The sequence below is a fragment of the Cupriavidus sp. genome (genome assembly GCF_057315035.1).
This window is the reverse complement of sequence record NZ_DBHKYV010000002.1, coordinates 239810-261356: the sequence shown is the minus strand read 5'-3', so window position 1 is coordinate 261356 and position 21547 is coordinate 239810. Positions and strand designations below refer to the sequence as shown.

The following is a 21547-nucleotide window of genomic DNA, read 5'->3' as shown; positions in this document are numbered from 1 at the left end:
TGGATAAGGCGCTTACGCGGCGCTTGTAGCTTCGCGCAGGTGGTGTCGGGCATGGACGGGCCGGATCATCAGGTTGCAGACGAAGCCGACCACGAGCAACCCTGCCATGATGTGCAAGGTATCGACGTAGACCTCAGACCTGGGCACGCCCAGTGCCAGCTTGTATTCGCGGATGTAGTTCACTAGTGCCGGGCCGGCGATGCCGGCGGCCGCCCAGGCCGTGAGCAGGCGGCCGTGGATGCCCCCAACGTAGGCGGTTCCAAACATGTCGGCTAGATAGGCTGGAATGGTGCTGAAGCCGCCGCCGTACATGGTCAGTATCAGGAAGTAGCAAGCAACGAACAAGGCGACATTTCCGGAGGCCCCGACGGCTGGGACGGCCAAGTAGAGCGCGGCACCAAAGGCGAAGAAGATTGCATAGGTCGCCTTGCGTCCGAAATAGTCGCTGGCCGAGCTCCACAGAAAGCGGCCCGTCATGTTGCCGATGCTAAGCAACCCGACAAAGCCGGCTGCCGCGGCGGCGGTAATGTTGCCCTTGAAGGTTTCCTGAATCATTACTGCCGCCTGGCCGAGCACGCCGATACCGGCGGTGATGTTCAGAAAGAGGATCAGCCATAGCAGATAGAACTGGGGAGTCTTGAGCGCCTGGTCAATGTGCACATTGGCGTGGGTGACCATCTTGCTTGCCTTGGCCTTGGGAACGTAGCCTGCAGGCGCCCACCCTGGCGCCGGAATACGGATGGCCAGCGCGCCAATAGACATCGAGAGGAAGTACATCCCTCCCATCACGAGGAAGGTTTCGGCTACGCCGGCACTGGTTGCGCTTTTGAAGTGGTTCATCAGCGCAACCGACAACGGTGCGCCGATCATCGCGCCACCACCGAAGCCCATGATTGCCATTCCGGTGGCCATCCCGCGCCTGTCGGGGAACCAGCGGATCAGCGTGGATACCGGCGAAACATAGCCCAGGCCCAGCCCGATGCCACCCAGCACGCCGTAACCCAGGTACAGCAACCAGATCTGGTGCAGCCAGATGCCTAGCGCCGATACCAGGAAGCCACCACCGAAGCAGCAGGCGGAGGTGAACATGGTGCGCCTAGGGCCGACCTTTTCCAACCACTTTCCGGCGAACGCGGCGGAGATGCCGAGGAAGAAGATCGCTAGCGAGAAAATCCAGCCGAGGGTAGTCAGCTGCCAGTCGCCAGGTGCAGGGCTCGAAACGCCCACAATTCTCGTCAACGGTTCGTTGAATACTGAAAACGCATAGGCTTGGCCAATGCAAAGGTGAACGGCGAGGGCGGCAGGCGGTACCATCCAGCGGTTGAAATCCGGCTTTGCGATGATCGCCTCCTTGGAGAATACGGAGGGGATTGCCGACGTCTTGGACGACGTGTGCGATGGATCTTGCGCTTGAGTGGTATAGGACATGGGTTGTCTCCTGGCTGGAAATGGTGCCCTTTGGTTGTCGTCTGGTGCGACGGGCTGCAACGTGCCCTTCAGCAAAAGCCATGCCCAACGAGGATTTCTTTTGTCGTCAAGGGCTTGTAGGCAACGGCCTCAGATCAGCCGCACGCGCGGGAGACAAAATGTCCGGATGCGGCCAGCGTGGCACGACAATCTGTCAATGAACGCCGGCTGGCTCGGTTTACTCCCAATACATCGCGCAGGGTCACTGTCGTTAGACTTCCAAGCCACCCCGGCAGCGAGGCGGGTTCAAGCCGGCCCACGGCGGTCAAGGGAGCCCAAGTGATGAACGATATACAACGCGCGGTTGGTCACAATGACCACTGGCAGCGCCGCACGATACTGGTGGTGGACGACGAGGCCGGCATGCGTTCGTTCCTCTCGCGAGCGCTTGAGGGCAACGTCGCCAGAGTGGTAACTGCTGAGAGTGCCGAGGCCGGCTCGGCGCTGCTCGAGGAGCAGCGTTTTGACCTGATCCTGCTGGATGTCGCACTGCCTGGTTGCAGCGGTCTAGACTGGCTCAAGACATTGCGTAGCGCGGGCAACCCCGCAGACGTCATCCTGATGACTGCCTTTGCCGATGTGGATACGGCAATTGCTGCGCTACGCTCAGGTGCGGCGGATTTTATCGTCAAGCCGTTCCGTGTTGACCAGATGCTCAATGCGATAGGACGCTGTTTTGACCGGACCCGCCTGGCACGCGAAAATTACATCCTGCGCCGCGAGCTGGAAAAATACACCATCCACAAGTCCTTTATTGGCGAGTCAGATGCCATAAAGAGGGTGATGGCAATGGTTGCCCGCGTGGCACCGATGCCCTCCACTGTTCTGGTGACTGGCGAGTCCGGCACGGGCAAGGAGGTGGTGGCGCGCGAACTGCACCGGCTAAGCGGTCGGCAGGGACAGTTTGTGCCGCTAAATTGCAGCGCGATGGCGCCCGAGATCGTCGAGAGCGAATTGTTCGGTCACGCCAAGGGGGCTTTCACCGGTGCTGCTGGAGCGCGCCACGGGCTATTCCTCTATGCCGACGGTGGCACCCTGTTCCTGGACGAAATTGCCGAGCTGCCGCTATCGATGCAGGCCAAGCTTCTGCGCGTGATCGAGGACCGACGCATCCGCCCGCTCGGTACCGAGCGGGAGATTACGGTGGATGTGCGCATCGTTGCGGCCGGCAATCGCAAGTTGTCCAATGAGGTCTCTGCCGGACGATTTCGCCAAGATTTGTTTTACCGGCTCGACGTGGTATCGATTGGCATTCCACCACTGCGCGAGCGTCCGGAAGATATCGTCGCCTTGGCCGAACATTTTACGGAGCAATTGTCCGAGCAGCTCGGACTGCCGGCGGTGGCGTTGTCTTCTTCTCTCGTGCGTTTGCTCAAAAGCTATGACTGGCCGGGGAATGCGAGGGAACTGCGCAACTTAGTGGAGCGAGCGTTGATTCTCGGCGAGTATCCCGTCGAATCATTGGTGCAAACCGCAGGCCTAGGGGGTGGTCGGAGCAGGGATGACGCTGCGACCGCTACCGATGATAGCTGGCAGGCCGGGGCGGCGAGCGTTCCGGAAATGGACCCGAACTTGCCATCTGCTGCCAACGACCCCAACCTGCTGGAGACCGTCGAGCGGCGCCACATCCTGCAAGTACTAGCGACCGAACGCGGCAATCGTGCAGAGGCGGCGCGCCGGCTGGGTATCTCACGCCGTACGCTGGATCGCAAGTGCCTGCAATGGGGGCTGCGTCCTTAAATATGGCTGACTTGCTGCATCACTACCGTGCCTCGCTCCGCGCCAAGCTGGTGTCCATTGTGGTCGCGCCGCTGCTGGTCGCGCTCATCGCGTTGCTGGTGCTTATGGCGGTGTGGGGTGATCGCGCGTTCCAAGCCCTCCTGGCGTATAAGGTGAACAGCGACCTGCTGGTCGCGCACGAGTACTTCGCACATATGGTGGACGGAATGGAAGACCAGGTCCTCCAAGAGGCCCGCTCGCATGTACTGGTGGGCAGTCTGTCAGATCGCAGCGCCGTGGCTGGAATTCTCAAGGAGGTACAGCGCCGGCACGGCTTGGACTTCTTGCTGCTCCTGGACCCTCAGGGCCGGCCGATGGCGACCCCGTCGGATCCGGCCGTGCCCACCAGCTCTCGTTGGCGCGTGGTGGCTAGCGCTGCCGCCGGGTGGCCCGATGCCGCCACTGATGCGTGGTCGGCCGCGCAACTGGCCAGCGTCTCCAGTGAACTGGGACTGCGTGCGCAGGTGGCGCTTCGCCCCGCCGCCAATGAGGGGCCGACTGATCGCGCGCTTGAAAGCCGCGGCATGGTGGTACACGCTGCGGCTCCTGTTTTCGACGCGAGCGGGGCGCTGGTGGCGATCCTGCACGGTGGCACGCTGCTGAACCAAAACCTCGGGTTTATCGACACCTTAAACGCGCTGGTGTACCAGCCGGGCTCGTTGCCGAGCGGCAGTCAAGGTACGGCGACGCTGTTTCTGGACGATACCCGCATTGCCACCAATGTGCGCCTGTTCCACGGTGAGCGTGCGTTGGGGACCCGAGTCTCGCGCGAGGTGCGCGAAAAGGTCCTGTTGCGGGGCGAGAAATGGCTGGACTTAGCCTTTGTGGTCAATGACTGGTACATGAGTGCCTATGAGCCTATCTCGGACAGCCGAGGCCAGCGTATCGGGATGCTGTATGTGGGCTACCTCGCCAAGCCAATCAGCCAAATGAAGGGACTGGCCCTGGCTCTGCTCGTGGCGCTGTTCCTATTGCTGGCAGTGTCCGGGGCGGTCGTGTCGCTACTCTGGGCTAGGCGCGTGTTCGAGCCGATGACGCGTATGGTCAGTACTATGCACGCGCTCAAGGATGGAGACGCCCAGGCGCGGGTCGGTCCCGTGCGCAGTAGTGACGAACTGGGCCAGCTCGCTGGTCAGTTCGACCAGCTATTGTCGGACCTGCAAGAGCGCAATGGGCAGCTTAAAGATTGGGCTGACACGCTAGATCGAAAGGTCGCCGAGCGGACGCAAGAGGTGGAGAACGCCAACGCCGTACTACGCGCGACGCGGCAACAGTTGATTACGTCGGAAAAGCTAGCTGTGGCAGGACAGCTTACCGCCGGTGTTGCCCATGAGATCAACAACCCGATTGCGGTAATCCAGGGAAATCTGGACGTAGCCCGCTATATCTTGGGGCCTGCTGCCGAGCCAGTGTGGCATGAGCTGCGCCTGATCGACGAACAGGTGCATCGCATTCAATTGTTGGTCGGCCAACTACTGCGGTTCGTGCGGCCAGAGGCGTTCTCCGGCAGTGTCGAACGCTTGGATCCGGGAGAAGTCGCTAGGAGCTGTCTGGACCTGGTCCGGCACACGATGAAGGGGCCGGCGATCCATATCGAGCTTGATCTTCAGGCTATGGGACGCGTGAGTATCAGTCGAAGTGAGCTGCAGCAGGTCATAGTCAACCTGCTGACCAATGCCATCTACGCGATGCCGGACGGGGGCATGCTGACAATCGCCACCCGTGATTGGACGCCGCACGGCATGACGCTGCACGTACACGACACCGGTTGCGGCATCGACGAGTCAAACCTGCCCAGTATCTTCAATCCGTTCTTCACGACGAAGAAGCAGAAGGGTACCGGGCTGGGCCTGTCCATCAGCTATGCAATAGTGACGCAATACGGTGGCCGGATCACGGTGGTGAGCGCGCCTGGCAAAGGGACAGAATTTACAGTGTGGCTCCGCGAAGACGGTGTACTGCCGACACCAGTGTCACCGTGCGGTCCAGTGGAATAGTTCATTCCCCTAGAGGATGAGTTTCATGCCACCCGCCGCCCCGGCAGCAGGCAGGCGTATTCCTTGCCGAGGAATTCCGCGGTGTGTTCGAGAAGGTATGCACGGCAGCTTTCGGTGGCCGGTGACAGGCGCTTGCTCGACATATGCGCGACATGCCAGACACGTTCGATCGGTGTGCCCACCACGTCGAGCAGCACGATCTCGTGCGTGCGCAATTCCAGCGACAGTGTATGCAGCGACAACAAGCTGATGCCCATGCCGGCCATCACCGCCTGCTTGATGGTCTCGTTGCTGCCGAGGGTGACGACCTTAGCAGGCGCGAACAGGTGGTCGCGAAACATGTACTCGGCCACGGTACGCGTGCCGGAGCCTGGTTCGCGTAGCAGGAAAGTCTCGTGGCGCAATTCCTGTAGGTCGAACTCCTTCGCGCTGCGCAGAGGGTGCCGGGGCGAGGCCACCAACACGTGCGGGTGCGCGGCAATGGGTTCCGATACGGCATCAAGTTCGCGCGGTGGCCGCCCCATCAGCGCGAGGTCGATCGCGTTGTCCTGTAGCAGCTGCAGCAATGTTTCCCGGTTGCCTTCGGCGATGCGCAATTCCACGCCAGGATGCAGCGCCGTGAAGCCTGCGAGCAGCTTTGGGGCGAAGTACTTAGCCGTGCTGATCAGCCCCATCGTAATCGAACCTTGTTCGACGTCTTTAACCGCTTGCAAGCCCTCCTCGGCATCTTTTATCTCGCCGAGAATGCGCGAGGCGTGGTGTAGCAGCCGGTCCCCGGGTTCAGTCAGTGTTAATTGCCGGCCAACTCGCTCGAACAGTGCCAAGCCAACCACGGACTCGAGCTGCTTGACCTGCATCGATACAGCAGGTTGGGTCAGGTGGAGTTCCTCGGCTGCGCGCACAAAGCTGGCGTGTCGGGCCACGGTGACGAAGATTTGCAGCTGGCGAAGGGTGAGGGCGCGCAGTAATGCCATGGTGGGGCGGATAGAAGTTGACGTTAATTATGTGTTGCTTGAATCACGTTAAGGGATTGCTTATGTAGGGGCTAAGAATATCTGAATTTACCTTATGGAGGCCGGCAGATATCTTTCTTTCAACGCAATCACGCCGCTAAAACCTAGCAAGGGAGACAAGCATGAACGCACCCGAGACGATTCAAGCCAAACCGCGCAAGCGCTACGACGCCGGCGTCATGAAGTATCGTGAGATGGGGTACTGGGATGCCGACTACGTGCCCAAGGACACCGATGTGCTTGCGCTGTTCCGCATCACGCCACAGGATGGTGTCGACCCAGTTGAGGCGGCTGCAGCTGTGGCCGGTGAGTCGTCGACCGCTACCTGGACCGTAGTCTGGACCGACCGTCTCACCGCATGCGACATGTATCGCGCCAAGGCTTATCGGGTCGATCCGGTGCCCAATAACCCGGAGCAGTTCTTCTGTTACGTCGCTTATGACCTATCGCTGTTCGAGGAAGGCTCGATCGCCAACTTGACCGCTTCCATTATCGGCAATGTCTTTAGCTTCAAGCCGATCAAGGCGGCACGCCTGGAAGACATGCATTTCCCGGTGGCCTATGTGAAGACCTTCGCCGGGCCGTCCACCGGCATCATTGTCGAGCGTGAACGTCTCGACAAGTTCGGCCGCCCGCTGCTGGGCGCCACGACCAAGCCCAAGCTCGGGCTGTCGGGGCGCAACTATGGTCGCGTGGTGTACGAGGGCCTAAAGGGCGGTCTGGACTTTATGAAGGACGACGAGAACATTAACTCGCAACCCTTCATGCACTGGCGTGACCGCTTCCTGTTCGTAATGGACGCAGTCAACAAGGCCTCGGCCGCAACTGGCGAAGTCAAGGGCAGCTACCTCAATGTGACCGCCGGCACCATGGAAGAGATGTATCGGCGCGCGGAGTTTGCCAAGTCTCTGGGCTCGGTCATCATCATGGTCGACCTCATTGTCGGCTGGACCTGTATTCAGTCCATGAGCAACTGGTGTCGTCAGAACGACATGATCCTGCACCTGCACCGCGCGGGCCATGGCACCTACACTCGGCAGAAAAACCACGGGGTGTCATTCCGTGTGATTGCCAAATGGTTGCGGCTGGCGGGCGTCGACCACATGCATACCGGCACCGCGGTGGGCAAGCTTGAGGGCGATCCGCTTACGGTGCAGGGCTACTACAACGTTTGCCGCGATTCATACACGCATACCGACCTGACCCGAGGCCTGTTCTTCGACCAGGATTGGGCATCGCTGCGCAAGGTGATGCCGGTGGCTTCGGGCGGCATCCATGCTGGTCAGATGCACCAGCTGATCAGCTTGTTTGGCGACGACGTGGTGCTGCAGTTCGGTGGCGGCACCATCGGCCACCCGCAGGGTATTCAGGCGGGCGCCACGGCTAACCGGGTTGCGCTGGAAGCAATGGTGTTGGCGCGCAACGAAGGTCGCGACATTATTAACGAAGGGCCAGAGATCCTGCGCGATGCAGCGCGCTGGTGCGGGCCACTGCGCGCGGCGCTGGATACCTGGGGTGACATCACCTTCAATTACACGCCGACCGATACCTCGGACTTCGTGCCCACCGCATCGGTGGCCTGAGCCTGCCGGACGCCGCCACCGCGAACCCACAGAACGAGAGGACACCATGCGAATCACTCAAGGCACCTTTTCTTTCCTGCCTGACCTGACCGACGGGCAGATCACCAAACAGCTTGAATACTGCCTGGAGAAGGGCTGGGCGGTTGGTATCGAATATACCGACGACCCGCACCCGCGCAACACTTACTGGGAGATGTTCGGGCTTCCGATGTTCGACCTGCGCGACGCCGCCGGCATCCTGCTGGAGATCAACAACGCGCGCAGTACCTTCCCCAACCACTACATCCGCGTCACTGCATTCGATTCGACCCATACCGTCGAGTCAGTGGTGATGTCGTTCATCGTGAATCGTCCGGCCGATGAGCCAGGCTTCCGCCTGGTACGTCAGGAGGAGCCCGGCCGCACGTTGCGCTACTCGATCGAGAGCTACGCCGTGCAGGCGCGCCCAGAAGGTAGCCGCTACTAACAGTACCGGCACAGCCCTCGCGGAGCTCTCTCAAGGAACTATCGCCGGCAATTTCCTGACTGTGTAGTCCCATGGCTGCGCGGCCGCTAGGTCGCGCACCGGGGGAAGTTTTGCCTCGGCATTATCGAGATGATCGACTAGGAGCCTGTCATGTCCGCCCCCGATACGACCGCATTGCTGCAGCCGCCAATTGCCCCGGCCGGATCGCTTGCAGAGTCGCTGGCCAGCTCGGGCATTACCGAGCTGCTGACCCAGCTTGACCGTGAACTGATTGGGTTGAAGCCGGTGAAAGCACGCATCCGCGATATCGCAGCGTTGCTGCTAGTGGACAAGTTGCGCGCCGGGCGCGGCTTCACCGCCGGGGCGCCCAGCCTGCATATGTGTTTTACCGGCAATCCCGGTACGGGAAAGACCACGGTGGCAATGCGCATGGCGCAAATCCTGCACCAACTCGGTTACGTGCGGCGCGGCCATCTAGTGGCGGTGACCCGCGACGACCTGGTCGGTCAATACATCGGCCATACCGCGCCAAAGACCAAAGAGATCCTAAAAAAGGCCATGGGTGGCGTGCTCTTCATCGACGAGGCCTATTACCTTTACCGACCCGAGAACGAGCGCGACTACGGCCAGGAGGCAATCGAGATCCTGCTACAGGTGATGGAGAACAACCGCGAAGATCTGGTGGTAATTCTGGCCGGCTACAAGGACCGCATGGATCGTTTCTTCGAGTCGAACCCGGGCATGTCTTCGCGCATTGCGCACCACATCGACTTCCCCGACTACCAGCTCGACGAACTGAGCCAGATCGCCGACTTGATGCTGGACGAGATGCAGTACCGCTTCGACCAGGAAAGTCGAGCCGTGTTTGCCGACTATCTGTCACGACGCATGTCGCAACCGCACTTCGCTAACGCCCGCAGCGTGCGCAATGCGCTAGACCGTGCGCGGCTGCGACATGCCTCGCGGCTGCTCGAGGATGTAGACGCTGCGATCGACGACCATACGCTGACGACCATCACGGCGGACGATCTACGCGCAAGTCGCGTGTTTTCGAAGCCCGAGGTGCCATCCCAAGCCTCGGCCAAGGAGTAATCCATGCAAGCCTTGATCTTCGATGTCGACGGCACGCTGGCCGACACCGAACGCGCGCACTTGCAGGCGTTCAACGCCGCTTTTGCGGAAGTTGGGCTGGACTGGCACTGGGACCTACCGCTCTACACGCGCCTGCTCAAGGTAGCGGGAGGTAAGGAGCGTTTGATGCACTACTGGCTTATGGTCGACCCCGAAGAAGCCCGTGGTTGCAAGGTGAAAGAGACCATCGACGCTGTTCATGCCATCAAGACTCGCCACTATGCAGAGTGCGTTAGGGCGGGCTCTATGCCGCTGCGCCCAGGAATCTCTCGCTTGATCGCCGAAGCCGGAGATGCCGGCATTCCAGTAGCCATTGCCACCACTACCACTCCCGCGAACCTCGACGCGCTCTTGCTGGCGCATCTTGGCGCGGACTGGCGACGGCGCTTTGCAGCGATCGGTGACGCTGGAACTACCGCGGTCAAAAAACCCGCCCCCGATGTCTATTTCGCTGTGTTGGCGCAGCTAGGCTTGGAGGCTGCCGCTTGCGTGGCCATAGAGGACTCGGAGAACGGATTGCGTGCCGCCCGCGCAGCAGGCATTCCCACGCTGGTCACTCCCACTGCGTTCAGCGCGCAAGATGTGTTCGAGGGGGCACTGCTAGTGCTTCCGCATCTTGGCGATCCGGCCAACTTCATCTCCCAGCACGTTCCCGGCATGACGCAACGCTGGATTGATTTGGCCGCACTGCGTGCGTTACATCGCGATACATCGACCGAGGCGACCTGAGATGCATGCAAAAGAACCCGATATCAGTCGCAATAGCCAGCGCACCATTCGCCTGGCGCCATCGATCCTGTCAGCCGATTTTGCGCGCCTTGGCGAAGAAGTCTGCGCAATTGAGGAGGGCGGGGCGGACCTAGTGCATTTTGATGTGATGGACAACCACTATGTACCCAACCTGACCATTGGCCCGCTGGTTTGCGAAGCGATTCGACCCTTGGTATCCATACCCATCGACGTGCATCTGATGGTGGAACCAGTAGACGCGCTGATACCGATGTTCGCGAAAGCAGGCGCCAACATCATCAGCTTCCACCCAGAGACGAGCCGTCACGTGGATCGCACCATTGGCCTAATCCACGACCACGGCTGCAAGGCTGGCCTAGTGCTGAATCCAGCGTCACCGCTGGATTGGCTGGACCATACGTTGGACAAGCTTGATCTGGTGCTGCTGATGAGCGTGAACCCCGGCTTCGGCGGCCAGGCCTTCATTCCGGGCGTGCTGGCCAAGGTGCGCCAAGTACGCGCGCGTATCGATCGTCAGCAGGCTGCTGGCGGACGGCAGGTCTGGCTGGAGATCGATGGCGGCGTCAAGGTGGACAACATCGTGGACATAGCCCGAGCGGGTGCCGACACCTTCGTGGCCGGCAGCGCCGTGTTTGGTGCACCAGATGCCGACGGTGGTTACCGGAGCATTCTGCACTGTTTGCGCGAGGCGGCCACTGTCACATAGCCCGCCTGTACCGGCACGACACAAGAACACATAGCAAATCTAGAGGAGACTTGTCATGCCAGATGTCCAAAGGATGACCCTGACGCAGTTCCTAATTGAGGAACGCCGTCGCTACCCGGACGCCAGTGGCGACTTCAATGGCCTGATACTCAACGTTGCCATGGCCTGCAAGGAGATTGCACGCGCGGTGGCCTTCGGTGCGCTCGGAGGGCTGCACGGCAATGCTAGCTGCGAAGGCGGCGAGCAAGGTCACGTGAACGTGCAAGGTGAAATTCAGCAAAAGCTGGATGTGCTGAGCAACACCACCTTCCTTCGGGTCAATGAATGGGGAGGGTACCTGGCCGGCATGGCGTCGGAGGAGATGGACGCGCCGTATCAGATTCCTGAGAACTACCCTCGCGGCAAATACTTGCTGGTGTTCGATCCTCTCGACGGATCGTCCAATATCGACGTCAACGTCTCTGTCGGCAGCATCTTCTCGGTGTTGCGCGCACCGCAAGGATCCGATGCAGTTACAGAGCGGGACTTTCTGCAACCCGGTACGGCCCAAGTGGCGGCCGGGTACGCGCTCTATGGCCCGACAACCATGCTGGTGTTGACGGTCGGCAATGGCGTCAACGGCTTCACCCTCGACCCTAATCTGGGCGAGTTCTTCCTGACTCATTCGAACCTGCGGGTGCCGGCGGATACGAGAGAGTTCGCTATTAACGCGTCCAACAGTCGCTTCTGGGAAGCCCCAGTGCGGCGATACATATCCGAATGCATGGCTGGCAACAGCGGACCGCGGGGCAAGGACTTCAATATGCGCTGGATCGCGTCGATGGTGGCGGAGGCGCACCGCATTCTGATGCGCGGTGGTGTCTTCATGTACCCGCGCGACACCAAGGATCCGGCCAAGCCGGGCCGGCTGCGCTTGCTGTATGAGGCGAATCCGATCGCCTTCCTGATGGAGCAAGCGGGGGGGCGAGCAAGTACGGGCCGCCAGGAGCTGATGTCGGTCGCGCCTTCGGCGCTGCATCAGCGCGTTGGCGTGATTTTCGGTTCGCGCAATGAAGTCGAACGGATCGAGGGCTATCACATCGACCAGACCGATCCCGATCTTCCGAATCCCCTGTTCAACGAGCGCAGCCTTTTCCGCGCGTCTGCCTAAGGTGTCTGGCCATGTCCGAACGCTATCCCATTATCGCTATCACCGGCTCCTCTGGCGCCGGTACCACGTCGGTGACCCGTACCTTCGAGAATATCTTCCGTCGGGAAGGTGTGAAGTCGGTGGTCATTGAGGGCGACAGCTTCCACCGCTACGACCGTGCAGAGATGAAGGTCAAGATGGCGGAGGCCGAACGTACCGGCAATATGAACTTCAGCCATTTTGGCGAGGAGAACAACCTGTTTTGTGAGCTGGAGAACCTATTCCGTTCTTATGCGGAAACCGGTACAGGCATGCACCGGTATTACCTTCACAGTCACGAAGAGGCCGCACCATTCGGGCAGGAGCCCGGAACCTTCACGCGATGGGAGCCATTGCCTGCGGATACTGACCTGTTGTTCTACGAGGGATTGCACGGCGGCGTTGTGACAAATGAGGTCGATATCGCCCGGTATCCCAATCTACTGATTGGCGTGGTACCCGTCATCAACTTGGAGTGGATTCAGAAGCTGTGGCGCGACAAGAAGCAGCGCGGGTATTCGACCGAGGCCGTGACCGACACCATCCTGCGCCGTATGCCGGACTATGTGAACTACATTTGTCCGCAGTTCTCGCGCACGCATGTGAACTTCCAGCGAGTCCCCTGCGTGGACACATCGAATCCGTTTATCTCGCGAGAGATTCCGGCGCCCGATGAAAGTATGGTGGTGATCCGCTTTGCCAATCCGAAGGGGATCGATTTTCAGTACCTGCTAAGCATGATCCACGACTCGTTCATGTCGCGCGCCAACACCATCGTGGTGCCCGGGGGCAAGATGGAATTGGCCATGCAGCTGATATTCACGCCTTTCGTGCTACGCATGATGGAGCGCCGCAAGCGCGCCGCCCTATGACCCATTGTCGTTTGCAAGGACACCGCAAATGAATGCCCCTGAACGTATCGATTTCGCAGCGCGATGTGCCAACGCTCTGCGCTTCCTGGCCGCTGATGCAGTAGAGCAAGCCAAGTCCGGACACCCCGGCGCACCGATGGGTATGGCCGAGATGGCTGAAGTTCTGTGGCGGCGCCATTTGCGCCACAACCCGGTCAACCCGGCGTGGCCGGACCGAGACCGTTTCGTATTGTCCAACGGTCATGCCTCCATGTTGCAGTATGCGCTGCTGCACCTCACCGGCTACGACCTACCGATGGCGCAACTGCGCCAGTTTCGTCAGCTGCATGCGGCCACACCTGGTCACCCGGAGATTGGCGTGACGCCAGGAGTGGAAACCACTACCGGGCCGCTGGGACAGGGGCTCGCCAATGCCGTCGGCATGGCGCTGGCGGAAAAGCTGCTGGGCGCCACCTTTAATCGGCCTGGCTTCGAGGTTGTAGACCATCACACTTACGTCTTTCTTGGCGACGGTTGTCTGATGGAGGGGCTGAGTCACGAGGCTTGTTCGCTTGCTGGAACGCTTAGGTTAGGCAAGCTGATTTGCTTCTACGACGACAACGGAATTTCCATCGACGGTGATGTCGTTGGCTGGTTCACCGACGACACTCCGAAGCGCTTTGCTGCATACGGCTGGCACGTAATCGCCGACGTCGATGGTCATGATGCGACGGCCGTAGATGCGGCGCTGCACGTTGCCAAGGCGGAGCGTGACCGGCCCACGCTGATTTGCTGCCGCACCGTGATCGGCCGAGGCGCGCCCGCCAAGGCCGGGGGGCACGATGTGCATGGCGCTCCATTGGGTGCCGCCGAGATTGCCGCCATGCGCACAGCGCTTGGCTGGGAAGCTGAGCCCTTCACGGTGCCACTGGATGTTGCCGACGCGTGGGACGCGCGCGCGCAAGGCGCCTCTCGCGAGTCCGAATGGCAGGAGCGCTTCAGCCGCTATCGCGCAGCGCATCCCGAGTTGGCTGAAGAGTTCATCCGCCGTACCACCAGCCGCTTGCCGGAAGAGTTCGATTCCGAGTTGGTAGCAATGCTGGACGCACCGTCGCCGCTGCAAGGAAAAATCGCCACGCGCAAGGCTTCACAACTGTGCCTTGAGGCGCTGACGCCGGCGTTACCCGAGTTGCTGGGCGGCTCGGCAGACCTGACTGGCTCCAACTTGACCAACGTCAAGGCGTCCGTCTGGGTCAACCATGTCGGGCACGGCAACTACGTGAGTTACGGCGTGCGTGAGTTCGGCATGGCTGCGGTGATGAACGGCATTGCGCTGCATGGTGGACTGATCCCCTACGGCGGCACTTTCATGACATTCTCAGACTATTCGCGCAATGCAATCCGAATGGCGGCGTTGATGCGTTTGCGTGTGGTGCACGTGCTGACCCATGATTCGATCGGCCTAGGCGAGGACGGTCCGACCCACCAGCCCGTGGAGCATGCCGCCAGTTTGCGATTGATCCCCAACAACCAGGTATGGCGGCCCTGCGATGGCACTGAAACAGCCTATGCTTGGCTGGCTGCGCTGCGACGTGAGGATGGCCCGACCTGCTTATTGCTATCTCGGCAAACGCTGACGCCATTCGCGCGCGATGCGGACCAACGGACGGATATCTCGCGCGGCGGCTATGTACTTCGCGATGTCGAGGCACCAAGCGTGGTGCTAATTGCCACAGGTTCGGAAGTGGAAATCGCCATGCGCGCTGCGCTGGACCTAGCAGAAATTGGAGTTGCCGCACGCGTGGTGTCGATGCCCTGCGTCGAGCTGTTCTACTCCCAGGACATCGCATACCGGGATACGGTGCTGCCAGCGGGTCTACCGCGCGTCAGTGTGGAGGCTGGGACTACCTGGTACTGGCGCGGCGTGGTAGGCGAGGAAGGCTTGGCACTGGGTATCGACACGTTTGGCGAGTCAGCGCCTGCAGAAGCGCTGTACAAGCACTTTGGCCTGACCCCGGCGCATGTCGCGGCGGCCACATGCGCGTTGCTGAAGGAGGCGTGATGGCTACCATAACCAAACCTTGTGCAGCGGTGCTGATCGACTTGGACGGCACGTTGGTCGACAGCGCGCCGGATATCGTCGAAGCCGCCAGCCGTATGCTAGTCGACTTCGGCAGCGAACCGCTGCCGTTCAACATCGTCGCGGGGTTTATTGGCCGCGGCGTGCCCAACCTCGTGCGGCGTGTGTTGGAGACTGCGCAGATCGCCCAGCGGGTGGACATCATTGACGCCGAAGCTTTGTTCCATCGCCATTACCACGACACCAATGGCCGCTTTGGGGGCCTGTTTCCGGGCGTGGTTACAGGTTTGGAGGCTCTCAGGAGGGAAGGCTACCGGCTTGCCTGCGTCACCAACAAGCCGCGTCTGCTGGCTGCGCCACTGCTGGCTATGTCCGGCCTCGCACCGTATCTTGACGTGTTGGTAGGGGGCGATTCAGTCCAGCAGATGAAGCCGCACCCCGAGCCGCTGCGCCACGCCTGCCGTCTGTTGGAGGTGGATCCAGGACAAGCGGTGCTGGTGGGAGATTCGCCGGTCGACGTGGCAGCCGCTCGCGCGGCCGGTATGCCGGTCTGCGTTGTGCGCTACGGTTACGCCGGTCCCGATGGGCCTGCGGCGCTAGGCGCGGATGCACTTGTTGATTCGATGGACGAGTTGCCGGCGTTGCTGACGCCGTTGCGTTTGGCGCCTGCCGCCTGATTGCTTGCAAAGTCCATTAACGACGGTTAATACAAGAAAACGGAGATCTCATGACTATCAAGGTTGCGATCAACGGCTACGGGCGCATCGGCCGCAACGTACTACGCGCCCACTACGAGGGCGGAAAGCGGCATGGCCTGGAAATCGTTGCCATCAATGATCTCGGCAACGCCGCGACCAATGCACACCTGACCCAGTTCGACACCGTCCACGGCCGCTTTCCCGGCCAAGTCTCGGTCGATGGTGACGCCTTTCTCGTGAATGGTGACCGGATCCGCGTGCTGGCGGAGCGCAATCCGATGGAGCTTCCATGGGCCGAACTGGACGTGGACGTGGTGATGGAGTGCACGGGACTCTTCACCAACAAGGGCAAGGCGTCCGCCCACCTGGCGGCTGGGGCGAAGAAGGTGATCATTTCCGCGCCGGGCGGCAACGATGTGGACGCCACCATCGTCTACGGCGTAAATCACGGGATGCTTAAGTCAAGCGACACGGTGATTTCCAACGCCTCTTGTACCACCAATTGCCTGGCGCCGCTGGTTAAACCGCTGCATGAAAAGCTCGGTGTGGTGAACGGCCTGATGACCACGGTGCATGCTTACACCAACGACCAGGTGTTGAGCGACGTCTACCACGATGACCTGCGTCGGGCGCGCTCGGCCACCATGTCGATGATTCCCACCAAGACGGGAGCTGCCGCCGCCGTCGGGCTGGTGCTGCCGGAACTGGATGGCCGGCTGGACGGTTTTGCCGTACGCGTGCCGACCATCAATGTGTCGCTGGTCGACCTGACCTTCGTAGCGGCGCGGGCTACCACGGTGGAGGAGGTGAACAGCATCCTCATGGCGGCTGCCGAGGGGGAGCTCAAGGGCATCCTGGACTACAACACGGCGCCGCTGGTCTCGGTGGACTTCAATCACTGCCCGGCTTCGTCTACCTTCGACGCCACGTTGACCAAGGTCAACGGCGCGCTGGTCAAAGTCTCGGCCTGGTACGACAACGAATGGGGCTTCTCCAACCGTATGCTGGACACCGCGTTGGCGCTCGTCAACGCACGATAACGGGGATCGAGATGAGTGTTTCTCATACTACAGATAGGCAACTGGCATCCACGGTGCCGCACACGCTGTCTGGACTACTGGCAGCCGGCGGCTTGACGGGAAAGCGAGTTTTCATCCGCGCCGACCTCAACGTCCCGCAGGATGATGCAGGTCATATCACCGACGATACCCGCATCCGCGCTTCCGTTCCGGCCATTGTGGCCTGCCTGCAGGCAGGGGCAGCGGTGATGGTCACCTCGCACCTCGGCCGGCCTCAGGAGGGGGCCCCCGATCCCTCCTACAGCCTGGCGCCGGTGGGGCGCCGCTTGTCGGAGCTGCTGGGGCGTCAGGTGCCGCTCTTGTCCGGCTGGACTGAAGGTGGATTTGAGGTGCCCCCCGGACAGCTCGTGCTGCTGGAAAACTGCCGCGTGAACAAGGGCGAGAAGAAGAACAGCGACGAACTGGCCCAAAAGATGGCCAAGCTCTGCGACATCTATGTGAACGATGCCTTTGGCACCGCGCACCGCGCTGAAGCCACCACACACGGTATCGCCAAATTCGCGCCGATCGCCTGCGCCGGCCCGCTGCTGGCCGCCGAGATCGACGCGCTGGGCCGCGCCCTGGGCCAGCCGGCCCGTCCGCTGGTGGCTATCGTCGCCGGTTCGAAGGTATCGACCAAGCTGACTATCCTGAAGTCGCTGGCCAACAAGGTGGACAACCTCGTGGTGGGTGGCGGTATTGCCAACACGTTCATGCTGGCTGCCGGCCTGAAGATCGGCAAGTCGCTGGCCGAGGCCGACCTGGTGGGCGATGCGAAGGCCATCATCGACATCATGGCAGCACGTGGAGCATCGGTGCCGATTCCCGTGGACGTGGTTTGTGCCAAGGAATTCAGCGCCACGGCTGCCGCCACGGTCAAGGACGTCAAGGACGTGGCCGACGACGACATGATCCTGGACATCGGCCCGAAGACGGCCGCCATGCTGGCCGACCAGCTCAAGGCGGCCTGCACCATCGTCTGGAACGGCCCGGTCGGCGTGTTCGAGTTCGACCAGTTCGGCAACGGTACCAAACTGCTGGCCGAAGCCATCGCGTCGTCGAAGGCATTCTCGATCGCCGGTGGCGGCGACACGCTCGCCGCCATCTCCAAGTACGGCATTGCCGACCACATCGGCTATATCTCTACCGGAGGGGGCGCATTCCTAGAGTTTCTGGAGGGCAAGACGTTGCCCGCGTTGGCGGTGCTAGCACAGCGCGCCATCATTTGAATCCGAACTTACAGTTTCTGTATCAAGAAAAGGAGATTCACCATGGCACTTATTTCCTTGCGTCAACTATTGGACCATGCGGGAGAGTTCGGTTATGGCGTGCCGGCATTTAACGTTAACAACCTCGAACAGATTCAAGCCATCATGGAGGCTGCTGAAGAAACCAAAAGCCCGGTGATTCTGCAGGCTTCGGCAGGGGCGCGTAAGTACGCTGGAGAGGCCTACCTACGGCATATGGTACTGGCCGCAGTCGAGACCCATCCTGACATCCCCATCGTTCTCCATCAGGACCACGGCTCAAGTCCAGCGATCTGCCAAGCATCGATCCGCTCCGGATTCACAAGCGTGATGATGGATGGCTCGCTGCGTGAAGACATGAAGACCCCATCCGACTACGAGTACAACGTCTACGTCACGCGGCGCGTATGCGAGATGGCGCACGCGACTGGTGTTTCGGTGGAAGGGGAGCTTGGTTGCCTAGGGTCGCTTGAAACCGGCACGGCTGGCGAAGAGGATGGCGTGGGTGCATCGGGCACACTGTCGCATGACATGATGCTGACTGACCCGGCACAGGCCCGCGACTTTGTCGCGCGTACCGGGGTCGATGCACTAGCGATCGCCATCGGTACAAGCCATGGTGCATACAAATTCTCGCGAAAGCCCACCGGCGACATCCTGGCCATGGACCGCATCCGAGAAATCCACGAGCAGATTCCCGACACCCATCTGGTGATGCACGGATCCAGCTCAGTGCCGCAAGAATGGCTGGAGATCATCCGCCAGTACGGTGGTGACATCAAGGAGACCTACGGTGTCCCGGTCGAAGAGATCCTGCGCGGCATTAAAACCGGGGTTCGGAAGGTGAATATCGATACCGATATCCGCTTGGCCATGACTGGCGCCATCCGGAAAGCCCAGTCTGACAATCGAAGCGAGTTCGATCCACGAAGGGCGTTGCTGGCGGCAAAGAAAGCGGCGCGTAGCGTGGTGAAGCTACGCTTCGAGGCCTTCGGCTGCGCGGGTCAAGCCTCTCGGATAAGACCTGTGGCGTTGGAGAGAGTGGCCGAACTCTACGACTGACAGACGACGTGCCTGCTTAGCGTGTTTGTGGCGTATACGTTGATAGCGCTCGAGGCCATAGCCGAAGAGGTTTCAGAGCCGTTCTGCATGGCTCCGAGTGCCCTACCACTCGATGCGATTGCGTGCAATATCGAGCGATCGTTGATGGAGCTTTGCGGCTGCGAAACTCCGCAGGAACGGTAACCGAACACGCGTTATCAACTCACCTAGTTCAGAATCATGCATGCCGTGTCGCTACCCTCCGGTGACCGGCGGAAACAGCGCTACCTCATCGTTTGACGAAAGAGGTGTGTCCATCGTCGATATTACGTGATTCACTGCAGATCGAATGGGATGGTGAAGCGCTAGGGCATCGGCCATGGGACCGCCTCGACGGATCAGGAACTGGCGAAGATCCATCATAGTTCGCACAGACTCTGGTGCAATGATGAATTCTTCCGAGCATCCGGCGGCTTCCCGAATGCTCGCGAAGTATTTTAGAAAAAGGCGCATGAAGGCAGGGATGTATATGGTGACGACGCTCGAGTGCGATAGCGAGATCCGGATTAAGTGAAATCCCGGATTCTCCGTCAGCGCTAGAGTCGCAGCCACTATATGGATAGCGTGTTATCGGAGAAAGATACAGTTGGCCGCTTTCCCCAAGGGAGCAGTTGAGTGGGCGATCCACGGCGGCTCACTGTACTCTGACTCTTCTCGGAATTTTGTACGCGTCTGTTTGGGGGTGGTGCTCTTAATCTCTGGCCAACCCTCACGCCGCCTGAAACGAATGGCCTCATTGGCTGGGTCCAAGGCGCGCATATCTGACAGGAACGGCCCCATGAACGCTCCCATACCCGAGAAAGGCGAAGTCGAACCTTATACCCACCCCGCCGCAGGTTGGGGGGCACTGAAGTATGTTGCCATCAATCTGATCAAGGAGAGGGTTGGTGTCGACAAATACAAGCTGCTGTTCAAGCAGAATCAGGCTGATGGCACTGCGGCAGTGCGACCTGACCGTCAATATCGCCACCAAGCTCAACCGAAGCCACCTGGTACACGGCAAGGAGTCGCTCATCCTCCCGACGCTCGGTCGGACCGAGATAGACATGCAGGACGGCGTGGCGCAGGGTGTCACGGTGGAGGATTCCGTTTGCATGGTCCACATTTCCTATGGGATGAACCGACCCGCGTCGCCCTACCTGCTGTCCGAGACGGCCATCGTGGCCCGCATGGCGCATGCGACCCTGGGTTCCGGACAGATCGACTGGCTCTGGTATGCGCAGGACTACGCCCGTATTCGGGATGCCATCGAGAAGGTTCTCGACGGGTTCGACGACTACAACGCCCGCGTAGCGATTCCGGGTGGGTTCCACCTGACGCCGGCGGCATGCCATCGCGTCTGGCATACCGCATCCGGCAAGGCCGAATTCAAGGTGCACGGCATCGACAAGGACTCGCCGATCCATCGTGCGCGCAAGGAGTACGGCGAAGCGCTGATGGTGATGATGACGACGCGGTCCCACGACCAGTACAACACCACGATCTATGGTCTCGATGACCGTTACCGTGGCGTGTTCGGGTTGCGCAGCGTGGTGTTCATGAATGCTGCCGACCTTGCAAAGCTTGGTTTCAAGGCGGGGCAGAAGGTCGACATCACCAGTGTCTGGGGCGACGGCGTCACGCGTCAGGTGGAGGATTTCCAGCTTGTCGAATACGACATTCCGCAAGGTTGCGTGGGCGCCTATTATCCCGAAACGAATCCGCTGGTTCCGCTGGAAAGCACCGGGGACGGGTGCAATACGCCGACATCAAAATCGGTGCCTGTCATCCTGCGGTTGGCAAAGAGTGAGATGAAGGTCGCGGTAGGAGGGTGGGCGTGAGAAAGTTGACAGGAGTGCCATCACCGCAGCGATTCGTGCGCGCACGACTTGAGGGGTTTCTTGGTGCCGTCGAAGTGGTGGGCCTCGTCGTGATTGGCCTGGCTACAACGCTGGCAATGGCGCAGGAGGGATGGAAGATCGTCGGCCAGGGTGAGGTGTCAATTGCCGATCTGCTGCTGATGTTCCTCTATCTCGAAGTCTTGGCCATGGTCGGACGATATCTAAAGCTGGGACAGTTGCCGGTGAGGTTCCCGTTGTATATCGCCATGGTGTCATTGGCGCGCGATCTGATTCTGCGCTTCAACGAGGCCACAGAGTTCCACATGCTGGCCCTTTGCGCGGGAATCGTGATGCTGGCTTGTGGTGTGTTGATCCTGCGCTATGGACAGACGCGATTCCCCGTCGAGGACGATCAGGATCTCGGGCATACCGAGTAGAACCAGGCAGCGCGTTTCGATGCTAAGCAGCATGTCTTACCGGCCAAATCAGGGCAGTAAATCTTGTGCGTCGCAAAAAGACTAGAGTGGGCCAAAAGACAAGTTTCCGGTAAGCCCGATTGCGTCATCCCCGGGTTCACATCCGCGCTCGCCCAGAGACTACTGACACCAGTTAGCGGGCGACGCCACACAGTT

Annotated in this window: 19 protein-coding genes and 1 pseudogene; 17 read left to right on the top strand and 3 right to left on the bottom strand. The window is 60.4% G+C overall.

The genetic code is table 11. The annotated features are described in order from the left end of the window. Positions 1 to 12 precede the first annotated feature (12 nt). Positions 13 to 1428, bottom strand: coding sequence for an L-lactate MFS transporter (locus tag ACO550_RS04755; protein WP_315591776.1), 1416 nt, complete (start codon positions 1426 to 1428; stop codon positions 13 to 15). Between the two features lie 321 nt (positions 1429 to 1749). Between ACO550_RS04755 and ACO550_RS04750 the strand changes: the two genes are divergently transcribed. Together ACO550_RS04750 and ACO550_RS04745 are read left to right on the top strand one after the other, a co-directional pair. After that, positions 1750 to 3207, top strand: coding sequence for a sigma-54 dependent transcriptional regulator (locus ACO550_RS04750; protein ID WP_315591775.1), 1458 nt, complete (start codon positions 1750 to 1752; stop codon positions 3205 to 3207). A gap of 2 nt (positions 3208 to 3209) precedes the next feature. Next, positions 3210 to 5243 (top strand): cache domain-containing protein, encoded by a 2034-nt coding sequence (locus ACO550_RS04745; protein ID WP_315591774.1) that lies wholly within the window; start codon positions 3210 to 3212, stop codon positions 5241 to 5243. 23 nt (positions 5244 to 5266) lie between these two features. On the opposite strand, the gene ACO550_RS04740 is transcribed toward ACO550_RS04745, so the two are convergent. Then, positions 5267 to 6217: a LysR substrate-binding domain-containing protein gene (locus ACO550_RS04740; RefSeq protein WP_315591773.1), complete on the bottom strand. Its 951-nt coding sequence runs from the start codon at positions 6215 to 6217 to the stop codon at positions 5267 to 5269. 161 nt (positions 6218 to 6378) lie between these two features. Between ACO550_RS04740 and ACO550_RS04735 the strand changes: the two genes are divergently transcribed. From ACO550_RS04735 to ACO550_RS04675, 13 genes are all read left to right on the top strand, one after another. Beyond that, positions 6379 to 7839, top strand: coding sequence for a ribulose-bisphosphate carboxylase large subunit (locus tag ACO550_RS04735; RefSeq protein WP_315591772.1), 1461 nt, complete (start codon positions 6379 to 6381; stop codon positions 7837 to 7839). 46 nt (positions 7840 to 7885) lie between these two features. Continuing rightward, a complete protein-coding gene (locus ACO550_RS04730; RefSeq protein ID WP_315591771.1) occupies positions 7886 to 8305 on the top strand; it encodes a ribulose bisphosphate carboxylase small subunit in 420 nt (139 codons plus the stop codon). Between the two features lie 150 nt (positions 8306 to 8455). After that, positions 8456 to 9397: a CbbX protein gene (gene cbbX / locus ACO550_RS04725; RefSeq protein ID WP_315591770.1), complete on the top strand. Its 942-nt coding sequence runs from the start codon at positions 8456 to 8458 to the stop codon at positions 9395 to 9397. A 3-nt stretch (positions 9398 to 9400) separates the two neighbouring features. Next, complete coding sequence (locus ACO550_RS04720) at positions 9401 to 10165, top strand: HAD family hydrolase (RefSeq protein ID WP_315591769.1); 765 nt, start codon at positions 9401 to 9403, stop codon at positions 10163 to 10165. A 1-nt stretch (position 10166) separates the two neighbouring features. Continuing rightward, positions 10167 to 10892 carry a ribulose-phosphate 3-epimerase gene (rpe, locus tag ACO550_RS04715; RefSeq protein WP_315591768.1) on the top strand — a complete coding sequence of 242 codons (726 nt, stop codon included), beginning with the start codon at positions 10167 to 10169 and terminating at the stop codon, positions 10890 to 10892. A 55-nt stretch (positions 10893 to 10947) separates the two neighbouring features. Beyond that, a complete protein-coding gene (locus ACO550_RS04710) occupies positions 10948 to 12042 on the top strand; it encodes a class 1 fructose-bisphosphatase (RefSeq protein WP_315591767.1) in 1095 nt (364 codons plus the stop codon). An 11-nt stretch (positions 12043 to 12053) separates the two neighbouring features. Further along, positions 12054 to 12932 carry a phosphoribulokinase gene (locus ACO550_RS04705; protein WP_315591766.1) on the top strand — a complete coding sequence of 293 codons (879 nt, stop codon included), beginning with the start codon at positions 12054 to 12056 and terminating at the stop codon, positions 12930 to 12932. Positions 12933 to 12960: 28 nt separating this feature from the next. Further along, positions 12961 to 14973, top strand: a complete 2013-nt coding sequence (gene tkt / locus ACO550_RS04700) for a transketolase (RefSeq protein WP_315591765.1) — start codon at positions 12961 to 12963, stop codon at positions 14971 to 14973. Continuing rightward, positions 14973 to 15668 carry a phosphoglycolate phosphatase gene (gene gph, locus ACO550_RS04695; protein WP_315591931.1) on the top strand — a complete coding sequence of 232 codons (696 nt, stop codon included), beginning with the start codon at positions 14973 to 14975 and terminating at the stop codon, positions 15666 to 15668. Before tkt ends, gph begins: the two co-directional genes overlap by 1 nt. A gap of 50 nt (positions 15669 to 15718) precedes the next feature. After that, positions 15719 to 16729, top strand: coding sequence for a type I glyceraldehyde-3-phosphate dehydrogenase (gene gap, locus ACO550_RS04690; protein WP_315591764.1), 1011 nt, complete (start codon positions 15719 to 15721; stop codon positions 16727 to 16729). Between the two features lie 11 nt (positions 16730 to 16740). Next, on the top strand, positions 16741 to 17976 hold the full coding sequence (locus ACO550_RS04685; protein ID WP_315591763.1) for a phosphoglycerate kinase: 1236 nt from the start codon (positions 16741 to 16743) through the stop codon (positions 17974 to 17976). A gap of 42 nt (positions 17977 to 18018) precedes the next feature. Further along, positions 18019 to 19056, top strand: a complete 1038-nt coding sequence (gene fba / locus ACO550_RS04680) for a class II fructose-bisphosphate aldolase (protein WP_315591762.1) — start codon at positions 18019 to 18021, stop codon at positions 19054 to 19056. A 12-nt stretch (positions 19057 to 19068) separates the two neighbouring features. Continuing rightward, positions 19069 to 19239 (top strand): hypothetical protein, encoded by a 171-nt coding sequence (locus tag ACO550_RS04675; protein WP_485994421.1) that lies wholly within the window; start codon positions 19069 to 19071, stop codon positions 19237 to 19239. Between the two features lie 51 nt (positions 19240 to 19290). On the opposite strand, the gene ACO550_RS04670 is transcribed toward ACO550_RS04675, so the two are convergent. Further along, positions 19291 to 19548, bottom strand: a complete 258-nt coding sequence (locus ACO550_RS04670) for a MoaD/ThiS family protein (RefSeq protein WP_315591761.1) — start codon at positions 19546 to 19548, stop codon at positions 19291 to 19293. Positions 19549 to 20027: 479 nt separating this feature from the next. Here ACO550_RS04670 and ACO550_RS04665 point away from each other — a divergent pair. Both ACO550_RS04665 and ACO550_RS04660 read left to right on the top strand, forming a co-directional pair. Then, positions 20028 to 20915 (top strand): annotated as a pseudogene (locus ACO550_RS04665) (molybdopterin dinucleotide binding domain-containing protein); the annotation flags it as partial. Further along, on the top strand, positions 20912 to 21352 hold the full coding sequence (locus ACO550_RS04660; protein WP_485994273.1) for a phosphate-starvation-inducible protein PsiE: 441 nt from the start codon (positions 20912 to 20914) through the stop codon (positions 21350 to 21352). The pseudogene ACO550_RS04665 and the gene ACO550_RS04660, both read left to right, overlap by 4 nt. The last annotated feature ends 195 nt before the right edge of the window (positions 21353 to 21547 follow it).

Excerpts from the sequence above, each read along its gene's own strand:
- ACO550_RS04755 (WP_315591776.1), bottom strand. The coding sequence starts at position 1,428 with ATGTCCTATACCACTCAAGCGCAAGATCCATCGCACACGTCGTCCAAG.
- ACO550_RS04750 (WP_315591775.1), top strand. The coding sequence starts at position 1,750 with ATGAACGATATACAACGCGCGGTTGGTCACAATGACCACTGGCAGCGC.
- ACO550_RS04745 (WP_315591774.1), top strand. The coding sequence starts at position 3,210 with ATGGCTGACTTGCTGCATCACTACCGTGCCTCGCTCCGCGCCAAGCTG.
- ACO550_RS04740 (WP_315591773.1), bottom strand. The coding sequence starts at position 6,217 with ATGGCATTACTGCGCGCCCTCACCCTTCGCCAGCTGCAAATCTTCGTC.
- ACO550_RS04735 (WP_315591772.1), top strand. The coding sequence starts at position 6,379 with ATGAACGCACCCGAGACGATTCAAGCCAAACCGCGCAAGCGCTACGAC.
- ACO550_RS04730 (WP_315591771.1), top strand. The coding sequence starts at position 7,886 with ATGCGAATCACTCAAGGCACCTTTTCTTTCCTGCCTGACCTGACCGAC.
- cbbX (WP_315591770.1), top strand. The coding sequence starts at position 8,456 with ATGTCCGCCCCCGATACGACCGCATTGCTGCAGCCGCCAATTGCCCCG.
- ACO550_RS04720 (WP_315591769.1), top strand. The coding sequence starts at position 9,401 with ATGCAAGCCTTGATCTTCGATGTCGACGGCACGCTGGCCGACACCGAA.
- rpe (WP_315591768.1), top strand. The coding sequence starts at position 10,167 with ATGCATGCAAAAGAACCCGATATCAGTCGCAATAGCCAGCGCACCATT.
- ACO550_RS04710 (WP_315591767.1), top strand. The coding sequence starts at position 10,948 with ATGCCAGATGTCCAAAGGATGACCCTGACGCAGTTCCTAATTGAGGAA.
- ACO550_RS04705 (WP_315591766.1), top strand. The coding sequence starts at position 12,054 with ATGTCCGAACGCTATCCCATTATCGCTATCACCGGCTCCTCTGGCGCC.
- tkt (WP_315591765.1), top strand. The coding sequence starts at position 12,961 with ATGAATGCCCCTGAACGTATCGATTTCGCAGCGCGATGTGCCAACGCT.
- gph (WP_315591931.1), top strand. The coding sequence starts at position 14,973 with ATGGCTACCATAACCAAACCTTGTGCAGCGGTGCTGATCGACTTGGAC.
- gap (WP_315591764.1), top strand. The coding sequence starts at position 15,719 with ATGACTATCAAGGTTGCGATCAACGGCTACGGGCGCATCGGCCGCAAC.
- ACO550_RS04685 (WP_315591763.1), top strand. The coding sequence starts at position 16,741 with ATGAGTGTTTCTCATACTACAGATAGGCAACTGGCATCCACGGTGCCG.
- fba (WP_315591762.1), top strand. The coding sequence starts at position 18,019 with ATGGCACTTATTTCCTTGCGTCAACTATTGGACCATGCGGGAGAGTTC.
- ACO550_RS04670 (WP_315591761.1), bottom strand. The coding sequence starts at position 19,548 with ATGCGCCTTTTTCTAAAATACTTCGCGAGCATTCGGGAAGCCGCCGGA.